The 16,719-nt window shown below is 48.9% G+C and carries 16 protein-coding genes, 1 rRNA gene and 1 other RNA gene; 17 read left to right on the top strand and 1 reads right to left on the bottom strand.

Translation table 11 applies throughout. The features are described 5' to 3' along the window. Positions 1-25: 25 nt before the first annotated feature. Together AB4Z29_RS30115 and argS are read left to right on the top strand one after the other, a co-directional pair. The gene (locus tag AB4Z29_RS30115) at positions 26-493 is read left to right on the top strand and encodes a DUF1934 domain-containing protein (protein WP_441946601.1); all 468 of its coding nucleotides are present in this window, start codon (positions 26-28) and stop codon (positions 491-493) included. Further along, positions 490-2,169, top strand: coding sequence for an arginine--tRNA ligase (gene argS, locus AB4Z29_RS30120; protein ID WP_441946602.1), 1,680 nt, complete (start codon positions 490-492; stop codon positions 2,167-2,169). The genes AB4Z29_RS30115 and argS overlap by 4 nt, the downstream gene beginning before the upstream one ends. A gap of 28 nt (positions 2,170-2,197) precedes the next feature. Here the strand turns inward: argS and AB4Z29_RS30125 are convergent, their stop codons facing one another. After that, the gene (locus tag AB4Z29_RS30125; protein ID WP_441946603.1) at positions 2,198-3,334 is read right to left on the bottom strand and encodes a S8 family peptidase; all 1,137 of its coding nucleotides are present in this window, start codon (positions 3,332-3,334) and stop codon (positions 2,198-2,200) included. Positions 3,335-3,795: 461 nt separating this feature from the next. Here AB4Z29_RS30125 and rpoE point away from each other — a divergent pair, with 461 nt between their 5' ends. From rpoE to AB4Z29_RS30200, 15 genes are all read left to right on the top strand, one after another. Beyond that, complete coding sequence (rpoE, locus tag AB4Z29_RS30130) at positions 3,796-4,368, top strand: DNA-directed RNA polymerase subunit delta (RefSeq protein ID WP_441946604.1); 573 nt, start codon at positions 3,796-3,798, stop codon at positions 4,366-4,368. Between the two features lie 467 nt (positions 4,369-4,835). Further along, the gene (locus AB4Z29_RS30135) at positions 4,836-6,437 is read left to right on the top strand and encodes a CTP synthase (protein WP_441946605.1); all 1,602 of its coding nucleotides are present in this window, start codon (positions 4,836-4,838) and stop codon (positions 6,435-6,437) included. Positions 6,438-6,594: 157 nt separating this feature from the next. Beyond that, complete coding sequence (locus AB4Z29_RS30140) at positions 6,595-6,993, top strand: response regulator (RefSeq protein WP_183571061.1); 399 nt, start codon at positions 6,595-6,597, stop codon at positions 6,991-6,993. 373 nt (positions 6,994-7,366) lie between these two features. Next, positions 7,367-8,629, top strand: a complete 1,263-nt coding sequence (locus tag AB4Z29_RS30145; RefSeq protein ID WP_441946606.1) for a UDP-N-acetylglucosamine 1-carboxyvinyltransferase — start codon at positions 7,367-7,369, stop codon at positions 8,627-8,629. 123 nt (positions 8,630-8,752) lie between these two features. Then, positions 8,753-10,087 carry a transcription termination factor Rho gene (gene rho, locus AB4Z29_RS30150; RefSeq protein WP_183571057.1) on the top strand — a complete coding sequence of 445 codons (1,335 nt, stop codon included), beginning with the start codon at positions 8,753-8,755 and terminating at the stop codon, positions 10,085-10,087. Positions 10,088-10,108: 21 nt separating this feature from the next. Next, positions 10,109-11,362: a radical SAM protein gene (locus tag AB4Z29_RS30155; RefSeq protein WP_441946607.1), complete on the top strand. Its 1,254-nt coding sequence runs from the start codon at positions 10,109-10,111 to the stop codon at positions 11,360-11,362. Positions 11,363-11,505: 143 nt separating this feature from the next. Then, positions 11,506-11,703, top strand: coding sequence for a 50S ribosomal protein L31 (rpmE, locus tag AB4Z29_RS30160; RefSeq protein ID WP_441946608.1), 198 nt, complete (start codon positions 11,506-11,508; stop codon positions 11,701-11,703). A gap of 83 nt (positions 11,704-11,786) precedes the next feature. Then, on the top strand, positions 11,787-12,206 hold the full coding sequence (locus AB4Z29_RS30165) for a hypothetical protein (RefSeq protein ID WP_441946609.1): 420 nt from the start codon (positions 11,787-11,789) through the stop codon (positions 12,204-12,206). A gap of 70 nt (positions 12,207-12,276) precedes the next feature. Further along, positions 12,277-12,545: signal recognition particle sRNA large type (ffs, locus tag AB4Z29_RS30170), an RNA gene on the top strand. A gap of 319 nt (positions 12,546-12,864) precedes the next feature. Beyond that, positions 12,865-14,658 (top strand): DNA polymerase III subunit gamma/tau, encoded by a 1,794-nt coding sequence (gene dnaX, locus AB4Z29_RS30175; RefSeq protein WP_441946610.1) that lies wholly within the window; start codon positions 12,865-12,867, stop codon positions 14,656-14,658. 24 nt (positions 14,659-14,682) lie between these two features. Then, positions 14,683-14,994, top strand: a complete 312-nt coding sequence (locus tag AB4Z29_RS30180) for a YbaB/EbfC family nucleoid-associated protein (RefSeq protein ID WP_183571050.1) — start codon at positions 14,683-14,685, stop codon at positions 14,992-14,994. Between the two features lie 42 nt (positions 14,995-15,036). Beyond that, positions 15,037-15,636: a recombination mediator RecR gene (gene recR, locus AB4Z29_RS30185; protein ID WP_183571048.1), complete on the top strand. Its 600-nt coding sequence runs from the start codon at positions 15,037-15,039 to the stop codon at positions 15,634-15,636. A gap of 161 nt (positions 15,637-15,797) precedes the next feature. Further along, positions 15,798-16,046 (top strand): DUF2508 family protein, encoded by a 249-nt coding sequence (locus AB4Z29_RS30190; protein WP_441946611.1) that lies wholly within the window; start codon positions 15,798-15,800, stop codon positions 16,044-16,046. After that, positions 16,043-16,306: a pro-sigmaK processing inhibitor BofA family protein gene (locus AB4Z29_RS30195; protein ID WP_441946612.1), complete on the top strand. Its 264-nt coding sequence runs from the start codon at positions 16,043-16,045 to the stop codon at positions 16,304-16,306. Before AB4Z29_RS30190 ends, AB4Z29_RS30195 begins: the two co-directional genes overlap by 4 nt. 288 nt (positions 16,307-16,594) lie before the next feature. Next, positions 16,595-16,719, top strand: a 16S ribosomal RNA gene (locus AB4Z29_RS30200); the annotation flags it as partial.

Raw genomic sequence — 16,719 nt, forward strand, 5'->3', positions numbered from 1 at the left:
TTAGACTGATAACAGGAGCAAGATAATGGCAGAGAACAGGAAAGTGCGAATTACATTGGAGAGCATGCAGGATGGAAGCTCGCACGTTCACGTTTATGGGGGCGAATGGTTCCGCAAGGAGCGGTCCATCTTTATCCGATACGTTGAGCCCGCTGTAGAAGGCGATCCGAACGCCGGCGAGGTGCGAACGCTCGTGAAATATAGGCAGGGCGAGCTGTCTATTACGAGGCGCGGCGTGATTGAGTCGGAGCAGCTGTTCGTGCCCGGTCTCCGAAGAACGGGGAAATATCAATCTTCGATGACCTCGTTTACACTTGAAACGGATACGCTGCAGCTATCGCTGAAGGAGCCTGACAATCCGGGCAGGAACGATGAATCGCTGCCGGATCGGCTGCCTTTTACGCTGGAGTGGGAATACGAGATGCATGTAGGAGAACAAAAGTCGGGCCGTTTCCATATCAGGCTCCATATACAGGAGGATAAAAATCAATGAGCGCAAATGTATTGGAAAACATGTACGAGCAGGTTAAGGCAGCTATCGCGGATGCAGCGGTAGCGGCAGGACTTGCGTCGCGGGAAGAGCTTCCCGCGTTCGTAATCGAAGTGCCGAAGGACAAAACGCATGGCGATTTGGCGACAAACGCAGCTATGCAGCTAACGAAGCTGGCGAAGAAAAATCCTCGCCAAATCGCAGAGGCGATTATCGAGCATTTGAATACGAAGGAAGCATCGATTCAGTCTGCTGAGATTGCAGGACCAGGCTTTATCAACTTCCGCATGGATAACAGCTATCTTTATCCCGTAGTAGCCGCGGCAATTGAAGCAGGCGAAAACTACGGCCGGACGTTGGTAGGCAACGGTAAACGCGTACAGGTCGAATTCGTGAGCGCGAACCCGACAGGCAGTCTGCACCTTGGCCATGCACGCGGTGCTGCTGTAGGCGACGCACTATGCAATGTGCTTGATTACGCAGGCTACGAAGTGACGCGGGAGTACTATATCAATGACGCCGGCAAGCAGGTAGAGAATCTCGCAGTCTCAATTGAGGCGCGTTATCGTCAAGCACTGGGACAAGCAGCGGACATGCCGGAGGACGGATACTACGGCGAAGATATTATTGGTTTTGCAAAGCTGCTGGTAGAGCAAGAAGGCGACAAACTGCTGGAACTGCCTGATCAAGAGCGGTTTGCGTTTTTCCGGCAATTCGGATTGGAGCGTGAGCTCGACAAGATCAAACGGGATCTAGGGAGGTTCCGCGTAGGATTCGACGTATGGTACAGCGAGACCGCGCTTTACGAAAGCGGGCAAGTCGAGCAAGGTCTTGAAGCGTTGAAAGCGACAGGGCATGTCTATGAGGAAGAAGGCGCAACCTGGCTTTCGACAATGACCTTCGGTGACGACAAAAACCGCGTGCTCGTAAAAAATGACGGCTCATATACGTATTTGACGCCGGATATTGCTTATCACCGGGACAAATACGGTCGTGGATTCGATCAAATGATCAACATATGGGGAGCCGATCACCATGGCTACATTCCGCGCGTTAAGGCGGCCATGGAGGCGCTCGGCAATGATCCGAAGAAGCTGACCGTCTTAATCGCTCAGATGGTGAGCCTGTTCCAGAACGGCGAGAAAATGAAGATGTCCAAGCGTACGGGGAAAGCCGTGACGATGCAGGATCTGATGGACGAGGTCGGCATTGATGCGATCCGTTATTTCTTCTCCATGCGGAGCATGGATTCGCATCTTGATTTCGATATGGACCTCGCTATCTCGACTTCCAATGAGAACCCGGTGTTTTATGTACAATACGCGCATGCCCGTATTTGCAGCATCTTCAGGCAAGCCGAGGAGCAGGGCTTGGCGCTGAAACCGGCCGACGAGATTCAGTTCAGCAAGCTGACAGCGGAAGGCGAGTTCGACCTCCTGCGTAAAATCGGCGAGCTGCCGCAGGAAATTACGGAAGCTGCCGCGCAATATGCGCCGCATCGCCTCATCCGTTACGTATATGAGCTGGCCTCCCAGTTCCACAGCTACTATAGAGCAGAGCGCGTCATCACAGAGGATGTCGAGCAGTCTCATGCGCGCCTTGCCTTGCTGGCTGCCGTACGTATCTCTCTTGCTAACGTTTTACGCCTAGTTGGCGTATCCGCGCCGGAGCGGATGTAACATAATCCACATAAAACAAGCCATGGACTCATGATTTGTCCACGGCCTGCATCATACGCATCACATCGAGCTCGCCGATCGTTCGGCGGGCTTTGTTGCCTCTAAGGGGCTGTACGGAGCGTTTGATGATCGACTTAATCTCAGTTGGCGTAAGCCCAGGCTTATGCGCAAGCAGCAGCGCGATCGCTCCGCTGACATGCGAGGTAGCCATTGATGTGCCGCTCATTTCATTGTATTTGCCGCGAAGCCACGCCGAAACGATTTTATCGCCTGGCGCGTAGACATCAATGTACGCTCCCCTGTTGCTGAATGCCGCCACGCGGCGCAGCTTATTGGTTGCGCCGACCGCAATGGTTTGCGGATAGCGCGCCGGATAATCGACCGATCGCCGTTTTCCGTCATTGCCGGAGGAGGCCACGATAATGATGCCTGCATTATGGGCGTTGTTGACCGCGCCGAGCAAGGCTTTACTTCTAGTTTTCATGCCGAAGCTCATATTGATCACGTTCATGCGATTTCGGATGCACCACTCGATTCCGAGAATGATATCAGACACGAAGGCGCTCCCATTATGGTCGAATGCTTTCACGGGCGAAATCAAAGCGCGAGGCGCTACGCCGATCATGCCCTGGAGCTGATTGGCAGCTGCGATCGTGCCCGCGATATGCGTGCCATGTCCGTTATCATCATGAGGAAGCATGCTGCGGTTCAATAGGTTAATGCCCCGCGAGAGCGAATGGCGAAGATCGGGATGACTGAAATCAGCCCCCGTGTCGATGACGCCAATCTTGATGCGATGGCCGGTTGTTGTGCCCCAAGCCTGAGGAGCCTTGATCTGATTAACGCCCCAGGGAATGCCTTTATCTACAGTAATCGATTTTTGCGATGAAGAATGAACGCTGATTTTGCAATCTTTTTCGATCCACACCCGGCCAGCGAAACGCTCCAGCGTCTCCTCGGGATGCAATCGGCAAGCAATTCCGCGAATGCTTGGCATTTGTCTTATGCTTTTATGTGGCGATGATGACGAAGCGACCTGCGGCAATTGTTCCAGGAAGTATCGGTAGTCGCTCGCACGCTGGAAACGAATGATTCGTTTCACAGTTGATCTGTCCGTGCAAGCCGTTGTATCCTGCAACAAGCGGATAAAAGCGGCGGTGTCCAAACTTGGCTTCCCCTCCCGACGGACCGTGCTGCACTATTGTATGACCGAGCGCTCCATATCGCATGAGCCACTTGCCTTTTTTCACATAATTAGGCAACAATCCGTGTCAAAATGCGCTTGGCGACATACCATGAACAAAGAGTTCTCAGGGGCTCTTACGTCCAAGGTGCGTTACCTCGTGTCATGGCCGGATGGATACAGTCAAAGCGGAAGGATGATCCTTTCGCTTTTTGCATTTAAGTCCAAGCTGTATGGGTGCGGCAAGGGCCGCTTGCTTTTTTAGAGGAAATAGGTTTTACTATACTTTGACTAGCGTAATCGACGGGTGCCATCTACTGGCAGCAACCGCTCGTCGCGCAATGATATGTGAGCGGTGTATACGAGGAAAACGTACACGGTCCTTACATTTCTAATGGAATGAACGCGTACATAATTTGATTGGCAAGAGAGGATGTGTCCATATGAGCAGCAGCAATTTTACGTTAAAGCTGGATCCTGAACGTATGAAGGAAATGCCTATGGTCGATTTGGCCTTTGAAGTGCTGAAAGCGGCTAATACACCTTATTACTATCGCGATCTCATGATGGAGATCGCTAAAATACGCGGTCTTAACGCGGAGGGAATCAACCAGTTCATCGCACAGGTATATACGGAGATCAACATTGACGGCCGTTTTGCTTGTGTCGGCAGCAATATGTGGGGACTGAAACGCTGGTATCCTGTTGAGCGTTCCGAGGATCCTGTAGGCAATGCGAAGCGTACCCGGATCATTAACGATGACGATGATCTTGAGGATGATGACGTGTTCGCAGACGAGGAAGAGGATACTTACGCTGAAGCCGAAGAGGACTACGACGTATTTGACGAAGACCGCGAGGACTTCGAAGAAGCGGAAGAGGAAGCTGAAGTGGACGAGGAAGTCGGCATCGATGACGAGGAGCTGGACGAGGAAGAGGTCGACGGCGAATTGGATGCGGATGACGAGGATTCCGACGATGAGGATTTCGAAGACGACGATAGCGACGATAAGTAGGCTGCAGGCTGCCAAGTCAGCGTAATCAGCTCGTTTATGTCTATCCTTTTTGTTCGTACGAGCTTTGGCTCTAGCAATTAACACGGATACGCGTTGCATCCTGTCGGTTTAGCTTGACAGGTGCTGCAAGCGCAGAGTAAACTATCTCATGGGCTAAAGATTCGGTTAACTAATAATGCATACATGCGCAGGCGACGGGTGCCGTACAATTGAGGCAGTCAGCTCGCAGCGCGGCGAAATATAAGCGCAGCAGCATGCCATACAAATGCTCCTTATATTTTTATATATGCCAAAATGGAAAAGTGCCCCGTTACTACGGGTGTCACTTTTTTTGTTTGTGAGGGATGGGTCTGTAGGATGCATTCCCACAAACTGGATGGACGAGCAGAGCTTATCCGCATCCATGTTTATCGAGTAAATGGGCAAACCTAAACATTAACCATAGGAGCTTGGAGGGTATCATCACAGTGACCAAATATATATTTGTAACCGGCGGCGTAGTGTCGTCCTTGGGCAAAGGGATTACGGCAGCCTCGCTCGGCAGATTGCTGAAGAATAGGGGCCTCAAAGTAACAATTCAGAAATTCGATCCTTATATCAACGTGGACCCGGGAACGATGAGTCCATACCAGCACGGAGAAGTTTTCGTTACCGACGACGGCGCAGAAACGGATTTGGACCTCGGGCATTATGAGCGTTTCATCGATATTAATCTCTCCAAAAACAATAACGTAACGTCCGGCAAAATTTACTCCAACGTCATTACCAAAGAACGCCGCGGCGACTATTTGGGTGGAACAGTTCAAGTTATCCCGCATATTACGAATGAAATCAAGGATCGTGTATTCCGCGCGGGCAAAGAAGCGGGCTCCGATGTTGTCATTACAGAAATCGGCGGCACGGTAGGAGATATCGAGAGCTTGCCATTCCTTGAGGCGATTCGCCAAATTAAAAGCGATATCGGCCGTGACAACGTGATGTATATCCACGTTACGCTTATCCCTTACATCAAGGCTGCGGGCGAAGTGAAAACCAAGCCTACCCAGCACAGCGTTAAAGAACTGCGCAGTATCGGCATTCAGCCAAACGTCATTGTTTGCCGCACAGAGCATCCGCTTGCCGATGATTTGAAACGCAAGATTGGCTTGTTCTGCGACATCGACGCTAATGCCGTAGTTGAATGCCGTGATGCTTCGACTTTGTATGAGGTTCCGTTAATGCTTCGCGAGGAAGGTCTTGACGAGATCGTCGTGAACCATCTGAAGCTAAAAACCGATCCGCCGGATATGCGCGAGTGGGAAGAGCTTGTAAAGCGTGTCAAATCGCTTCACAAGAAAACGGAAATCGCGATTGTCGGCAAATATGTTGCGCTGCATGACGCTTATTTGAGCATTGTGGAATCGCTGGAGCACGCGGGCATTGCTTCTGATTCAGAAGTGAAGATTCGCTGGCTGCACGCCGATGAGCTTACGGAAGAGAATGTTGGGGAACAGCTGCAAGGCGTTCACGGTATTCTTGTGCCTGGCGGCTTCGGAGATCGCGGTATCGAAGGCAAAATTACGGCGATCAAGTATGCGCGCGAAAAACAAATTCCGTTCTTCGGTATTTGCTTAGGCATGCAAGTTGCTGTAATCGAATATGCTCGCAACGTAGCTGGACTAGCTAATGCGAACAGCTCTGAAATTAACTCGTCCACGCCGTATCCGGTTATCGATTTGCTGCCGGATCAGAAGGACATTGAAGATATGGGCGGTACGATGCGTCTTGGACTATATCCGTGCAAGCTGAAAGCGGACACGCTTGCGGCACGCGAGTATGGCGATGAGCTTGTTTATGAGCGTCACCGTCACCGGTATGAGTTCAATAATGAATACCGCGAGATGATTGAGAAAGCAGGTTTGACGATTTCGGGTACTTCACCTGACGGACGTCTTGTCGAAATGGTGGAAATGGCTGACCATCCATGGTTCTTAGCTGTTCAATTCCACCCGGAATTCACGTCTAGACCGAACCGTCCGCAGCCTTTATTCCGCGGATTCGTACAGGCTGCGCTTAGCTATTCCGAATAATTAACCATCGCTAATGCTTATGACATATTCCATAACAGCAACTGATAACTTTTTCTCGGAGTGAGAAGGATTATATACCCCACCTAGCGAATATATTAACGATTATGGAAGAGTTGGCCATTTTTGTAGGTGGACTCAGTCGCGGGGGGATTTGGAATTGGATAAGAAGAAAGTGTTGATCGTTGATGATCAGAACGGTATTCGCGTATTGCTAATGGAAGTGTTCAGCAGCGAAGGCTACAATACGTTCCAAGCGTCTAATGGCAAGCTGGCTTTGGAAATCGTGAAGAACGAGTCTCCCGATCTTGTACTGCTGGATATGAAAATTCCTGGCATGGATGGTCTGGAAATTTTAAAGCATGTGAAAACGATTGACCGGAACATTAAAGTCATCATGATGACGGCATACGGTGAACTTGATATGATTAAAGAAGCGACAGATCTCGGCGCATTGATGCACTTTACGAAGCCTTTCGACATCGACGAGATGCGAATTGCAGTTAATATGCAGCTGCGCGGAGGAAACTCTACAAGTCGCTTTGCAATAGGTTCCTAATTCAGACAATAAAAACGGCATCGTCGCTTGCTTGGGGCGGTGTCGTTTTTTTCATTTTTTGGAAGCGTGAAAACAAGCGTTACTATTTCAAGTTCCAGTATGGTATAATGGCTCAGAATGACAAGCAGCACCCTTGATTTTTTTTATGCTCAAAGGCAAAGTACTTGAACGATGCATATATGTTCAGCCCTTACGCGATGCGAAGAAGGCTGGTATTCAATGAAGCCATACGCTTGTCTTAATAGTCATATTCAAGCGCAATAACAGGAGTAAAGGAATCAAACCGCCTCAAACCGGCCAGTGGTTGAACACTCGCTTGCTTTGGCGGTTCTTCCTTTATTCTCTTCCAATCTACGGGAGGAAATATAATTAGATGGAGAAATTAATGATACGAGGCGGACGGCCGCTTCGAGGAACTGTCCAGATCAGCGGGGCAAAGAATAGCGCGGTTGCACTTGTGCCTGCAGCGATTCTGGCGGAATCGGAAGTTGTGCTCGACAATTTGCCTATAATAAGTGATGTAGCCGTTTATGGAGAAATCTTGCAGGAGCTTGGCGCAGTTGTGAAACGCGACGGGGATATGATGCGCATTGATCCATCTCAGCTTGTTTCGAAGGCAATGCCTAATGGGAAGGTAAAGCTGCTGCGCGCTTCTTATTATTTAATGGGAGCTATGCTCGGAAGATTCGGAGAAGCAACGATTGGCATGCCTGGAGGCTGCAACTTTGAGCCAAGACCGATCGATCAGCACATCAAAGGTTTTGAAGCACTTGGAGCAACAGTTACCAATGACCACGGCTCTATACGAATCTCAGCGAAAGAGCTGCGCGGTGCGAAGATTTACCTCGATGTGTCTAGTGTCGGTGCTACGATTAATATTATGCTTGCTGCATCCAGGGCTAAAGGGCTGACCGTTATTGAAAATGCGGCCAAAGAGCCTGAAATTATAGATGTAGCCACTCTCCTCAATGCTATGGGCGCAAAAATCAAAGGCGCGGGAACTGAGACGATCCGGATTGAAGGGGTCGATCGGCTTCACGGTTGCCGCCATTCCATTATTCCTGATCGAATCCAAGCCGGTACGTATATGATAGCTGCTGCGGCTACTCGCGGCGATGTCCTTATTGATAATGTTATCCCGAAGCACTTAGAAGCTATGACAGCGAAGCTGGAAGAAATGGGCGTTCAAGTTATTGAGATGGATGAGTCGATCCGCATTATTGGTGGACCAGAGTATTCATCCATTGATGTGAAAGCGCTCGTGTATCCGGGCTTTCCAACCGATCTTCAATCTCCCATGACCACGCTGCTTACGCAAGCGACAGGAGTAAGTATTCTAACGGATTACGTGTACGGCACAAGATTTAAGCATGTGCCGGAGCTATCTCGCATGGGCGCTAACATCCGTGTTGAAGGCCGTTCCGCCGTTATTGAGGGCGGCAAGCTGAATGCAGCTAAAGTAAAGGCTGCAGACTTGCGTGCGGGAGCTGCGTTAGTTGTTGCTGCATTGACAGTAGATGAAGGTGTTACTGAAATTACAGGCGTTGAATATATTGACCGAGGTTATGATAATCTAGTAGAAAATCTATGCCGATTAGGTGCTGAAGTGTGGCGTGAGACAGAAGCCACCTCCTAAGGAATAGGATGATGCGGACGCTGTGGAATAGACGGCGTCTAATTCGGCAATGATGATTAATCAGTTCTATGATTTTACTAGATATACGAAATCATAATGAAAATTGAATAAAGTGGTGAGAACATGACAGACCTTCAGATCGCGGATCTAGAAGAGATGAAGTTAACTGATTTATACAAATTAGCGAAGCAGTTTCAGGTTCCCTATTACGGAACGCTCAAGAAAAAGGAATTGATTTTCGCCATTTTGCGTGCCCAAGCGGAGAAGAGCGGCCTCATGTTCATGGAAGGCGTACTCGATATATTGCCGGAGGGCTTCGGATTTTTACGGCCTATCAACTATTTGCCGAGCAAGGAAGATATCTATATTTCGGCTTCACAGATCCGCAGGTTCGATCTGCGGAGCGGCGATCTTGTATCCGGAAAGTGTCGTCCGCCCAAAGAAAACGAGCGTTACTTCGGCCTTCTCCAGGTGAATGCTGTAAATGGCGAGAATCCGGAGACAGCATCGGAACGGCTGCATTTTCCTGCGCTTACTCCTCTTTATCCAGAAAAGAAACTGGTTCTGGAGACGACATCGTCGAAGCTATCCACACGCATGATGGATTTACTCGCTCCTGTTGGGCTTGGGCAACGCGGCTTAATTGTTGCTCCTCCGAAGACGGGTAAAACATTGCTGCTCAAAGAAATTGCCCACAGCATTTCAGAGAACCGCCCTGATATTAAATTGTTTGTCCTGCTTATTGATGAACGTCCCGAGGAAGTAACGGATATGCAGCGCTCAGTGAAGGGCGAGGTAATCGCATCGACCTTTGATGAGCTGCCGGAGAATCATATTAAAGTAGCGGAGCTAGTTCTCGAGAGGGCTCTTCGCTTGGTTGAGCATAAGAAGGATGTAGTCATCTTAATGGATAGTATTACTCGTCTAGCGAGAGCCTACAACTTAGTTATTCCTCCATCTGGACGTACGCTTAGCGGCGGTATCGATCCTGCTGCGTTCCACCGTCCGAAGCGGTTTTTCGGTTCGGCCCGCAACGTTGAGGAAGGCGGCAGCTTGACGATTCTAGCAACAGCGCTAATCGAAACGGGCTCGCGTATGGATGATATTATTTATGAGGAATTTAAAGGTACGGGCAATATGGAGCTCCATCTCGACAGGAAGCTTTCCGAACGACGTATTTTCCCTGCGCTCGATCTACGCAGATCAGGCACAAGACGGGAGGAAATGCTCCTTACTAAGGAAGAGCTTGAGAAGGTTTGGGCCATCCGCAGGGGCATGACGGATACGCCTGACTATGTCGATAACTTTTTGAAAAAACTAAAAGACAGCGAGAACAACGAACAGTTCCTTATGTCTCTCGATACAACGGTAGAAGCGAAGCCGGAGCGGTCCGGCATCAAAAGCAGCACGACAGCGACCAGCAGGCGGCCAACGCCTAGAACGACGCACGGATCGTAAGGCCGCAGGAGGGAGAACAACATGAATCTCGTATATGCGGATGAGAACGGCAATGTTTTTGACCATCCCGATTTTATAGCACTTGGAAGAAGCGGCGATATGATTGTCGAGATTATGGAGGAGGAATTGATCCCTCTTCCTAATGGCGCGACTTTAGTTAGCCTGCCTTTCACTAGGCCGATTGGTCTTAATCCGGATTCCGGCGAAATGCAAATGCTGCCTGGCGGCGCGCAAGCGGTTGGCGCGCTGCTGCCGCAAGGTTTTACCCGTCTATGTCTGCCGGGGTACGTGAAGGCCGATAAGAATGAGAAGCTGCCTTTGTTCGGATATACGGCAGTGGTGTGGAAGGATGGAGGCTTTTACGTTACGGCGGAGCAATGCGATGATCCGGAAAGATGGGATCCGCTCAATTGCGACCGCGGCGAATTAGGCATCCAAGTCGAACGCATACTTGCCAAATACCCGGAAAATCGGCTGTATAAGCACTTATCCAATTGTGCATTGGGTTACGAATGCCTGACCTCCTCGAACACCTTCCTTGGCAGATGGGAAGGAGCCGTTCCGGTGTCCTATTCTTGCAACGCTGGATGTTTTGGCTGTATATCGGAGCAGCCTGACGATAGCGGCTTTGTCGCTCCGCAGACTCGCATGAACTTTAAACCGACCGTTGAAGAGGTTGTTGAGATCATGCTGGAGCATCTTCGTGAGCCGGAATCGATTATCAGCTTTGGACAAGGCTGCGAAGGGGAGCCTTCAACGCAGGCTAGAATTATTGTGGAAGCGATGAAACGCGTTCGCAGTCAGAACTCGCTTGGCTATATCAACATCAATACCAATGCAGGTTTGACTGATTACATGCGTGCTATCGTAGATGCTGGGCTAAACCTGATGCGGGTAAGTACGATTAGCGCCCTCGATGACCACTACAACGCTTATTACAAGCCGCGTGGCTACACCTTGAAGAATGTTGAGAAATCGCTGAAATATGCGTCTGATAATGGAGTATATACCTCTATTAACTATTTGATTTTTCCAGGGGTTACCGATCGCGAGGAAGAAATTGAAGCGATGATCGGCTTCGTCAAGCGAACAGGACTTAAGCTCATCCAAATGCGTAATCTGAATATCGATCCCGAGAGTTATTTGGCTATTATTCCAAAGGCCCAGGGTGAAATTTATGGGATGAAGCAAATGCTGGAGATTTTTCGCGAGGAGCTACCGGATGTTGTGATTGGTTCCTATACACATGTCCCGCCTGCCGCCTTGCGCCGATAAGAGTTCCTTATTCGGTAATTTTAGCTAATATTAACATATGAGCGATTATTCATTGCAACTGTAAAAGAGTTCATGCTATAATCCGAGATGTGTGATTTAACTCTGGGTCCGCATGCGACTCAGGGCAGAAAGAGGTGAACGAGATGAAACAAGCTATTCATCCGACATACCACATCATTACAGCAACTTGCGCTTGTGGAAATTCCTTCGAGACTGGTTCGATTAAATCGAGCCTTCGCGTAGAGGTTTGTTCCCAATGCCACCCATTCTACACGGGTAAGCAAAAGTTCCTGGATGCTGGCGGCCGCGTCGATCGTTTCAAGAAGAAATACGGTATTTAATCCATTCAATCGTTCCGCCTTTATTTGGCAGAATACAAGAGCCTCCCTCAGCCATCCTATTGGTTAGAAGGGAGGTTTTTTGATTGGAAAAGAAACGAACGGTTCTTACGGATCGATTGGCTTCATATCGAATATCGCTAATGCTGTTACTCGTGCTGCTGTTAGCCGCAACGCTTTCGGCATGCGGCAGCAGCAAGCAGGACAAAATGAAAACATATGGTCATGATGGTTATATGGGGTATTCGAACAGCAACCCAAACTTGCCGAACCGCCTTCAATATCTGAATTATAACGCAGATGGCGATATGATCGAGCAGGTGCTTAAGCCTATTAGCGGAATAGAGCATACGAGAATTTATTTCAACGGTACGGACTTGCATGTGAACTTGGATGTGGCAGGTTCTTTATCGGACGGGCAAGTTGAGCAGCTGCGGGCGAAGGCTCAGTCTGTTGTGCAGCATAATATGCCGCGGTATAACGTTCATGTGGAAGCCAAACGATAAGAATCGCCATATGGTTCCAATTAACGGTACGAGTTGCGCTTTGTGCTCGAATCGGCTATACTTATTTTTGCCGTGCTAGATGGGGAGGTAGCGGTGCCCTGTAACTCGCAATCCGCTGTAGCGAGGTTGAATTCCTATTTGAGGTTATGCTGATGTAGGGTCTTGGCACTTGCGAGCAGTGTTGACAGTTGGGTCCTCCGCAATGGACGTTTGTGAACCCGGTCAGGTCCGGAAGGAAGCAGCCATAAGCAAATTAGTTCATGTGCCGGGGGAGTGCCTGACTCGAGCTGTAGTGCAAGGATGTCGCCTGGGTCGCATTTATCAGGAGTAGGTGCACGGTACTAACCATTTTTAAACCATGAATTTCAATAACAGAAGCAACACCTGGTTACGCTGTTCGATGCTCTAGTCGGAAATAGCGGAAGCAGGTGTTTTTGTTTAGATATAAGACTTTATATGTTTCACGCGATAAGGTATTCTTCTATTTCTACGAGAAACGTATACCCTCCTTCTGCAGAGTACGGCGAAGCCGTTTCTTCTTGTAATAGAATATGGATTTGGCAGGCAAAAGAAAGTTTTGCTTGCTACACAGTTGTTGTATAATAGGAATGCGGCAATTTTTATTGCAATAAAAGGCAACATGAAAGGAAAGGTCTGCGTGTCACATATCGCTTTATACCGTGCCTGGCGTCCGCAGACGTTTCAGGACATGGTTGGACAACAGCACATTATCCAAACGCTGCAGAATTCCATTCGTGAACAACGAGTGTCACATGCTTATCTCTTTAACGGGCCAAGGGGAACAGGCAAGACCAGCGCTGCCAAAATATTAGCGAAAGCGGTTAACTGTGAACGCGGTCCGGCTGAGGAACCTTGTAATGAATGTGATGCTTGCATAGGGATTACCGCTGGTCATATTATGGATGTAATCGAGATCGATGCTGCTTCTAATCGTGGAATTGATGAAATTCGCGATATCCGTGACAAAGTGCGATATGCACCTTCGGAAGTGCGGTTCAAGGTTTATATTATAGATGAAGTACATATGCTTACGGCTGAGGCGTTCAATGCCTTGCTCAAGACATTGGAGGAGCCGCCGGGGCATGTGATATTTATCTTGGCGACGACCGAACCGCATAAGCTGCCTGCTACGATTATTTCACGCTGTCAGCGGTTTGATTTCAGGCAGGTTTCGCTGGAAGAGCAGACAGAGCACTTGATTAAGATTTGCCAGGAGGAAGGTATCGAGGCCGATAAGGACGCGATTGCGTATATCGCCAGATTATCCGAGGGCGGTATGCGAGATGCGATTAGCTTGCTGGAGCAAGTCTCTGCTTTTGCTGATAATCGTATTACGCTTGAAGCTGCGGTAGATGTGACTGGCGGCATGGCTGCGGATCACTTTTATCAATTGGCGGAAGCTGTGAAGGATCGTAATGTTTCGGCTGTGATGCCTCTGGTAGAGAGCTTGATGCAAGCGGGCAAAAGTGCTGACAAATGCCTCGAGAACTTGATCTATTACTTCAGAGATCTGTTAGTAATGAAGCTTGCACCTCAGGGCGGCGCGGTAACGGAAAGAATTGTTGATCCGGAACGCTTCAAAATGATGGCGGATGCCTTCACGCCGTCGCGGTTGTTCGCCATGATTGATACGCTCAATCGCTATCAAGTCGAGCTAAAGCATGCTTCCCAGCCCCAAACCTTGTTTGAGGTGGCGCTTATGAAGCTGTGTACGCTTGGCGATGAGCAATCCGCAGGCGGTGCATCTGCTTCAAGCACGGCGCCTGCAGCTTCTAACGGAGCGCAAGCCGCGGAAGTGGGACGATTGCGGCAGCAGGTTGAGGCGCTTGAGCGCAAGCTTGAACAGGCCATGCAAAATGGAATAGCGGGCGGAGGACAATCTTCCGCTGCGGATCAGGCGGCAAGCAAGCAAGCAGCGCGAACGAATGCGGTTCGCACGTCGTTCGGCGGATCTGGGGGAGCGGCGAGAACCGTTAAGCTTGATCCGTATTTGGCGAATGCAGGCAGTCCGGAGTTCAATCAATTCCGTATGAAATGGAATGATGTCCTTCAAGGGGTAAAGGATGCCAAGATTACCGTTCATGCCTGGTTGAAGGATGGAGAGCCAGTCGCTTCGGCAGATGATGCTATCCTTGTCGCATTCAAAAATACAATGCACCGGGAAACGACCGAAAAACCTGCGAATCGTGATATTATTGAAAAAGTGATGCACGATGTGCTAGGTGGATCGTTTCGAATCGTTACAGTCATGATGAAAGACTGGCAGGCTGCCGCACAGGGAGCGGTTTCGCAGAAGAGCGAGACGCTGCAGCTCGAGCATGAGTCTGCGGATTCGCCTAATGTTCCTCAGTCACCCGGCAGGCCGGTGTGGGTAGAGGAAGCCGTTAAGCTTTTTGGCGAAGACCTAGTAGTTGTGAAGGATAATGATTAAATACTAATGATGAGGTGAATAGAAATGAATAACATGAACCAAATGATGAAGCAAGTTAAAAAAATGCAGGATCAAATGATGAAGGCTCAAGAAGAGCTTGAAACAAAAACAGTCGAAGGTACAGCTGGCGGCGGTGTCGTGACGGTATCGGCTAATGGCCATAAGAAGCTGCTTAACATTACCATTAAGCCTGAGGCAGTAGATCCGGAAGATGTAGAAATGCTGCAGGATCTTGTGCTTACAGCTGTGAACGATGCGCTTACCAAAGTAGATGAGCTTGCTAATAAAGATATGGGGAAATTTACTGGCGGAATGAAAATTCCTGGATTGTTCTAAAGCAGTAGTCTTGCTTCCGTTTGAAAGGAGCTGTACCCAGTTTTGCATTACCCCGAACCGATAGCGAAGTTGATTGATGCTTTTACGCGATTACCAGGTATTGGACCCAAAACTGCCGCCCGTCTGGCGTTTCACGTGCTTCGAATGAAAGAAGACGATGTTATTGATTTCGCTAAGGCACTAGTGAGCGTTAAGCGTAATTTGTTCTACTGCTCGGTGTGCTGCAACATTACGGATACCGATCCCTGCAGGATATGCCAGGACAAATCGCGTGACCAATCGGTCATTTGCGTCGTTCAGGATTCGAAGGATCTTGTAGCTATCGAGCGTATGAAAGATTATGAGGGGCAATATCATGTGCTGCAGGGTGCGATCTCTCCTATGGAGGGCATTGGGCCGGATGAAATTCGAATTGCCGAGCTGCTGCGAAGACTCAGCGATGAGCGTGTTCAGGAGCTTATATTAGCCACTAACCCGAACATTGAAGGCGAAGCGACAGCGATGTACCTATCGAGGCTCATTAAGCCATTTGGCATTCGTGTTACGCGCATTGCACATGGATTGCCGGTTGGCGGAGATCTTGAGTATGCGGACGAGGTTACGTTATCGAAAGCGCTCGAAGGTCGAAGAGAAATTAATTAATTATATCCCTCCGAAAGCGGCGGCCCGGTATTTACTGGGCTCGCCGCTTTTGTTGTTTAGACAGACGCGCAGCCGTCCAATCTGCCGTTCTATTCCTTAGTCCAAGCCTATACATATAGTAATGGGTTGCGATTGATGAAGATATGCGGGAGGGGATAGGCTTGATTAAGAAGCAGCAAGAAGCTATACATAAGGACTCGGTGCTTATGGAGGAAATCCGAAAGGAAATAGCGGAAGCACACCGTGAATGGGAAAATGCCAATCGTTTTTTCGAGTACGCGGTTGGAAAGGATCAAATCGATTACGCCATTTATAGCGTTATTACCGCAGAGAAGAGGTATGAAATGCTGCTTCGATTGGCGAAACATACAAGTGAAAAGTGGCCTCGCTGGGGAGGGATTGGAATATGAACGCGATTTGGTTAACGCTGTTCGTGGCATCTTCTCTTTTATTGGCTATTGTATTATTCAAGAACAAAATGTCATGGAGATTGCTTCGCAGCTTTACTCTCCATCTTGTACTAGCTGCTGGATTGCTCTATTTACTTAATTACTCTGACCTTTTGCCCGGTATTTACATACCCCTTAATCCGATCACCATAGGAACTGTAATAACATTAGGTGTACCTGGGATTGCCTTGATTGTAGGTCTCCAATGGGTCGTTGTATGATGAGTTCGTAAAAAAGGTTGAAGTAAAAGGTTGACTCGCGTATCGTTTATATGCTACATTAGTTCTCGCGCCAAGAGTAAGCAAACAAGCTTCAAAAAAAGAAATTAAAAAAAGACTTGCATTAACTTGGGCAGCTGTGATATATTATAAAAGTCGCCAATGAGACAAACGGCCGACACGAAAGAAAAGATTGCTCTTTGAAAACTGAACAACGAGTAACAACTGCCTCGCAAATCCTTCGGGATAAGCGAAAAAGCGATAACAAATGTAATGAGCAAGTCAAACACCAATTTGGAGAGTTTGATCCTGGCTCAGGACGAACGCTGGCGGCGTGCCTAATACATGCAAGTCGAGCGGATCTTGTCCTTCGGGACAAGGTTAGCGGCGGACGGGTGAGTAACACGTGGGTAACC

Origin of the sequence: Paenibacillus sp. 2TAB23, assembly GCF_052115165.1 — a bacterium.
In the GTDB taxonomy this organism is placed as follows: Bacteria; Bacillota; Bacilli; order Paenibacillales; family Paenibacillaceae; genus Pristimantibacillus.